General features: G+C 72.0%; 5 protein-coding genes. 2 read left to right on the top strand and 3 right to left on the bottom strand.

The window, feature by feature from the left end; all coding sequences use genetic code 11:
• The 3 genes from ADK36_RS07265 to ADK36_RS07255 all read right to left on the bottom strand — a co-directional run.
• Window positions 1-1,076: serine/threonine-protein kinase (locus ADK36_RS07265; protein WP_234329702.1), on the bottom strand; the 1,076-nt coding region annotated here is incomplete at its 3' end.
• A gap of 89 nt (window positions 1,077-1,165) precedes the next feature.
• A complete protein-coding gene (locus tag ADK36_RS07260; protein WP_048587516.1) occupies window positions 1,166-1,624 on the bottom strand; it encodes a MarR family winged helix-turn-helix transcriptional regulator in 459 nt (152 codons plus the stop codon).
• Window positions 1,621-2,286: a type 1 glutamine amidotransferase family protein gene (locus ADK36_RS07255; RefSeq protein WP_048587515.1), complete on the bottom strand. Its 666-nt coding sequence runs from the start codon at window positions 2,284-2,286 to the stop codon at window positions 1,621-1,623. The genes ADK36_RS07260 and ADK36_RS07255 overlap by 4 nt, the downstream gene beginning before the upstream one ends.
• 196 nt (window positions 2,287-2,482) lie before the next feature.
• Between ADK36_RS07255 and ADK36_RS07250 the strand changes: the two genes are divergently transcribed.
• Together ADK36_RS07250 and ADK36_RS07245 are read left to right on the top strand one after the other, a co-directional pair.
• Entirely contained in the window at window positions 2,483-3,841 is a 1,359-nt protein-coding gene (locus ADK36_RS07250) for an aspartate aminotransferase family protein (RefSeq protein ID WP_048587514.1), read from the top strand.
• A gap of 489 nt (window positions 3,842-4,330) precedes the next feature.
• A complete protein-coding gene (locus ADK36_RS07245; protein ID WP_048587518.1) occupies window positions 4,331-5,032 on the top strand; it encodes a GntR family transcriptional regulator in 702 nt (233 codons plus the stop codon).
• Window positions 5,033-5,106: the final 74 nt, after the last annotated feature.

Raw genomic sequence — 5,106 nt, 5'->3', positions numbered from 1 at the left:
GGCGACGCGTGCTCGGGGGAGGCCGCGGGGGTCGGCTCGGCGGAACCCGGCCCCCCGGAACCGGCCGCCGCCGCCCGCGGGCCTCGGTCACGCACCGGGGTCTCCACACCCCCGGCGCCCACCAGCCCCACAGGCCCCACAGGCCCCACAGGCCCCTGCGGATCCTCCGTGTCCAGCAACCTCACCGCATGCCGCCCCAGCTGTGCCACCAGCGCGCTCGGCAGCCACGGATCCCGTGACCGGCCGCCGGAGACGGTGTCCTCGGCGCCCGTGCGCTCCAGGATCCGGTCCAGCGTCGGCCGGGCGCCGGGATCCTTGCGCAGACAGTCCCGCACCAGGTCGGCGATCCCCTCGGGCACGCCCTCCAGATCGGGCTCCTCCTGGGCGATGCGGAACATCACGGCGTGCGCGCCGCTGTCGACGGAGCCGAAGGGCAGCGTGCCGGTCGCGGCGTACGCGAGGACCGAGCCCAGGCAGAACACGTCGCACGCGGGCGTGATCCGGTCCCCGCGCACCTGCTCGGGCGCCATGAACCCCGGCGACCCGACCAGCGCGCCGGTGCGGGTGAGCCCGCTCTCGTCGACGGTCTCCAGGGCGCGGGCGATCCCGAAGTCGATGACGCGCGGGCCGTCGATGGTGACCAGCACATTGGACGGCTTCAGATCCCGGTGCACGATCCCCGCGGCATGGATGTCCTTGAGCGCGTGCGCGAGGCCCGCCGCCAGGATCCGTACCGACCGCTCGGGCAGCGCTCCGTGGTCGCGCCCGACGACCTGCTGGAGGCTGGGTCCGGCGACATACCCGGTGGCGACCCAGGGCACCTCGGCCTCGGTGTCCGCGTCGAGCACCGGCGCGGTCCAGAACCCGCCGACCTGCCGCGCCGCCTGCACCTCCTGCCGGAAGCGGGCGCGGAACTCCTCCTGTGCGGCCAGCTCCCGCCGTACGAGTTTCACGGCGACGGTACGGCCGCGATCGGAGCGGGCGAGGTAGACGTCCCCCATGCCGCCCGCCCCCAGCCGCGCCAGCAGCCGGTACGCCCCGATCTGCTGCGGATCACCCGATCCCAGCTTCTCCATCGCACGCCCCCAACCCCGCTCACGCAGGCCCCCGCCTGCGCCACGGCCCCACGATAGTGCGGCATATGAGGAGGTGAGCGGGTCGGTGTCTACGGTTCCGTAACAGGTGCGGCGATTTGGTCGAGCACCTTCGACATCCGTTCCAGGACCCGTACGGCATCGGCGAGTTCCGCCTCCCCGAAGGCCTCCGCCAGCCGGTCCGCGAGGACCGCGTGCCCGGGGTTGATCCGGGAGACCGCCGCACGCCCCTCCTCCGTCGGCGCGAGGAGCTTGGCACGGCGGTGGGCGGGGTTGGGCCGGTACTCGGCGAGCCCCTTCTCCACCAGCAGATCGGCGATCCGCTGCACGCTCTGCCGGGTGATGCCCATTTCGCGGGCGATCCCGGAGACGGGAAGGGGTTCGCCGAGGACCGCCCCGAGCACCTGCCACCAGGCAGCCGTCAGCCCGGCGGGCCTGGCCAGCTCCTCGGCGACCGCGAGGAACCGGCCGTTGAGCCGGAAGACACCGAGCGCGCTGCGGCTGAGCAGGTCCTGCCGTTCCCGGCTCACAGAACACCGGCCTTCTCGAGTACGGCGTACGCCTCGGCGTCGGAGTCGTGGAAGAGGCGGTACCAGGCGTCGACGGCCTCGTCGTCGTACACGTGCAAGAGCCGCAGGATCTCCCGGGCGAAGGCGACGGGCTCGGTGGGACCGGCGGTGACGAGCCCGCCGTCGGTGACGGCGTCGGCCTCGACGTACCGCTCGCCGCCGCCGTACCCGGTCGCGGCCAGGTAGAAGGAGATCGCGCTGGTGTGAGCGCGGTCGTCGAGCAGCCCCTCGCGGGCCAGTCCGGCGGTGGCACCGCAGATCGCGGCGACGGGCACGCCGGCGTCGAGGAACTCCCGCGCCTTGCGGGCGAAGGGAGCGAGGTCGGTGCCGCCCGCCGCGGCAGCGGCTGATGTCTCAGTCCAGAGGTCGGCGCCCGGGAGGATCAGCAGGGACGCGTCGGACGGTCGTACGTCGTCCAGGGCCAGGTCGGGCTGGATGCGCAGGCCACCGACGGTGGTGACGGGCGCGCGGGTCGGGCCGAGGGTGCGGATCTCGTACCCGGCACGGGCCAGCTGCGCGGTGGCGTGGCCGGGCTCCCAGTCGGCGAGGGTGTCGTAGACGGCGAGGTACACGGGCTTACGGAAGTTTGCGGTACTGCCGGTGGTGCCGGTGCTGCTGGTCATGACTCCTCCTGGGGTTCGACCGAGGGCGACCTCGAAGATGACAACATGCTGTCACTAAGACAGCTTGCTGTCAATCATTCCTGTGCCCTCCCCCTCCCCCCGTGCCGCTTCTGTCGACAACCTGTCGCGGAAACCTTCCGAGCACAGACATGACGCCGATATCCAGGCCACACCGCTCGCTCCTACGCTCGCCCGCATGACCCCTCAGCCAGATCCCGAGGTCGGCGCCGCCGTGAAGGCCGCGGACCGTGCGCACGTGTTTCACTCCTGGTCCGCACAGGAGCTCATCGACCCGCTCGCCGTCGCCGGCGCGGAGGGCTCCTACTTCTGGGACTACGACGGCAGGCGCTACCTCGACTTCACCAGCGGACTCGTCTACACGAACATCGGCTACCAGCACCCGAAGGTCGTCGCCGCGATACAGGAGCAGGCCGCACACCTGACCACCTTCGCGCCCGCCTTCGCCATCGAGGCCCGGTCCGAGGCGGCGCGGCTGATCGCCGAGCGGACGCCGGGTGACCTGGACAAGATCTTCTTCACCAACGGCGGCGCGGACGCCGTGGAGCACGCGGTGCGGATGGCACGGCTGCACACCGGGCGCCCGAAGGTGCTGTCGGCGTACCGCTCGTACCACGGCGGTACCCAGCAGGCCGTGAACATCACCGGCGACCCGCGCCGCTGGGCCTCCGACAGCGCCACGGCCGGTGTCGTGCACTTCTGGGCACCCTTCCTCTACCGCTCCCGTTTCTACGCCGAGACCGAGGAGCAGGAGTGCGCGCGGGCGCTGGAGCACCTGGAGACGACGATCGCCTTCGAAGGGCCCTCGACCGTCGCCGCGATCATCCTGGAGACGATTCCGGGGACGGCGGGCATCATGCTGCCGCCGCCCGGCTATCTGGCCGGCGTGCGCGAGATCTGCGACAAGTACGGGATCGTCTTCGTCCTGGACGAGGTCATGGCGGGGTTCGGGCGGTCCGGTGAGTGGTTCGCGGCGGATCTGTACGACGTCACGCCCGACCTGCTGACCTTCGCGAAGGGCGTGAACTCCGGGTATGTGCCGCTGGGCGGGGTGGCCGTCTCGGGCGCCGTCGCGGAGTCGTTCGCGAAGCGGCCCTACCCGGGTGGTCTGACGTACTCGGGCCACCCGCTGGCCTGCGCGGCCGCCGTCGCGACGATCAACGTCATGGCCGAGGAGGGCGTCGTCGAGAACTCCGCCCGGCTGGGCTCGGACGTGGTCGGACCCGGGCTGCGTGAGCTGGCCGAGCGGCACCCCAGCGTCGGTGACGTGCGCGGTGTCGGCATGTTCTGGGCGGTCGAGCTGGTGAGGAACCGGGAGACCCGCGAGCCGCTGGTGCCGTACAACGCGACGGGCGAGGCGAACGCCCCCATGGCGGCGTTCGGCTCCGCCGCGAAGGCCGGGGGCATCTGGCCGTTCATCAACATGAACCGCACCCACGTCGTACCGCCGTGCAACGCGACCGAGGCGGAGCTGAAGGAGGGCCTGTCCGCGCTGGACGCCGCGCTGTCCGTGGCGGACGAGTACACCGCACCGTAAAGGGGCGCTGCCCCTTCCACCCCGCCAGGGGGCTCCGCCCCCTGGCCCCACCGGCCCCCCGGACCTTTGCCCACCCACCACCCGTCTCGGTCGGCCAGGAGGCCGGACCCGAAACACCCTGCTGCTTCCCCGCTTCAGATGGCCCAGCCTTCCCACACCGGCCCAGGCATCTTCAGCCCGCCCGGCGTTCGAGGACGAAGCCACCCCTCTTTTTCGGCGCCGGTCCAGGCATCTTCAGCCCGTCCGGCGTTTGAGGACGAGGCCCCTTCAGGGCCGAAGCGGGGTCTGGGGCGGCAGCCCCAGCGGGGTCGAAGGGGCAGCGCCCCTGGGGATGGGACGGGTAGGGGCGGCGGGGGCGGAAAAGATCTCGGCCGTCGCGGAAAGCTCGCCCGAAACCCGAACGCGTAAGGTGGCGTGCTCGTAGACATATACGTGCACGCACAGACACACGCACGCCACCTCATCGCGACGACGGGAGACGCCCTGACCATGCCCGGCACCGGCGGCAACGGCTCCGTGACGCGGAGCACCCTGCGGCAGCAGATCGCGGACGCGCTGCGGGACGAGGTGCTGGCCGGTCGGCTCCAGGCAGGCCGGGAGTTCACCGTCAAGGAGATCGCCGAACAGTACGGCGTCTCCGCGACCCCCGTCCGCGAGGCACTCGTCGACCTCTCCGCACAGGGCCTGCTGGAAGCCGACCAGCACCGCGGCTTCCGCGTGCACGAGTACTCCGTCGAGGACTACCGCGGCATCATCGAGGCCCGCGGCCTGGTCACCAACGGCATGTTCCAGGTCCTGGCCACCGACACCGCCCGCAACCGGGACCCCGACGACCCCCGCGTCCACGCCACCGTCGTCGGGGTACGCCGACGCGCCGAGGAGGCCCAGCGCGCCGCGACCGCCGGCGACCTCACCGTGCTCATCGGCTACGACCTGCGCTTCTGGCGCGAGCTCGGCGCCCTCTTCGGCAACCCCTACCTCTCGGACTTCCTGCATCGACTGCGGGTGCAGTCCTGGGTCTGCACGGTCCAGCATCTGCGCCACCTCGACGATCTGCGCGGCCACCTGTGGTGCCGGCACACCGACCTGGTCGACGCCCTGCTGAGCCGCGACCTGCCCATGGCCCGCTCGATCATCGCCGACCACGACGCGGGCTCCCTCGCCCTGATCGAGCGACTGGCGGGCGGGTGACCCACGAGCCGGAGCTACCGGAGGCCCCCGACGCCCCCGAGGCCCCCGAGCTCCCGGATCTCTCCCCCACCTCC

Source organism: Streptomyces viridochromogenes (genome assembly GCF_001270495.1).
Taxonomy (GTDB): Bacteria; Actinomycetota; Actinomycetes; order Streptomycetales; family Streptomycetaceae; genus Streptomyces; species Streptomyces viridochromogenes_A.
Note: the sequence above shows the minus strand (reverse complement) of the source record. Positions and strands in the feature narration are given on the sequence as shown.

Excerpts from the sequence above, each read along its gene's own strand:
- ADK36_RS07245 (WP_048587518.1), top strand. The coding sequence starts at position 4,331 with ATGCCCGGCACCGGCGGCAACGGCTCCGTGACGCGGAGCACCCTGCGG.
- ADK36_RS07250 (WP_048587514.1), top strand. The coding sequence starts at position 2,483 with ATGACCCCTCAGCCAGATCCCGAGGTCGGCGCCGCCGTGAAGGCCGCG.
- ADK36_RS07255 (WP_048587515.1), bottom strand. The coding sequence starts at position 2,286 with ATGACCAGCAGCACCGGCACCACCGGCAGTACCGCAAACTTCCGTAAG.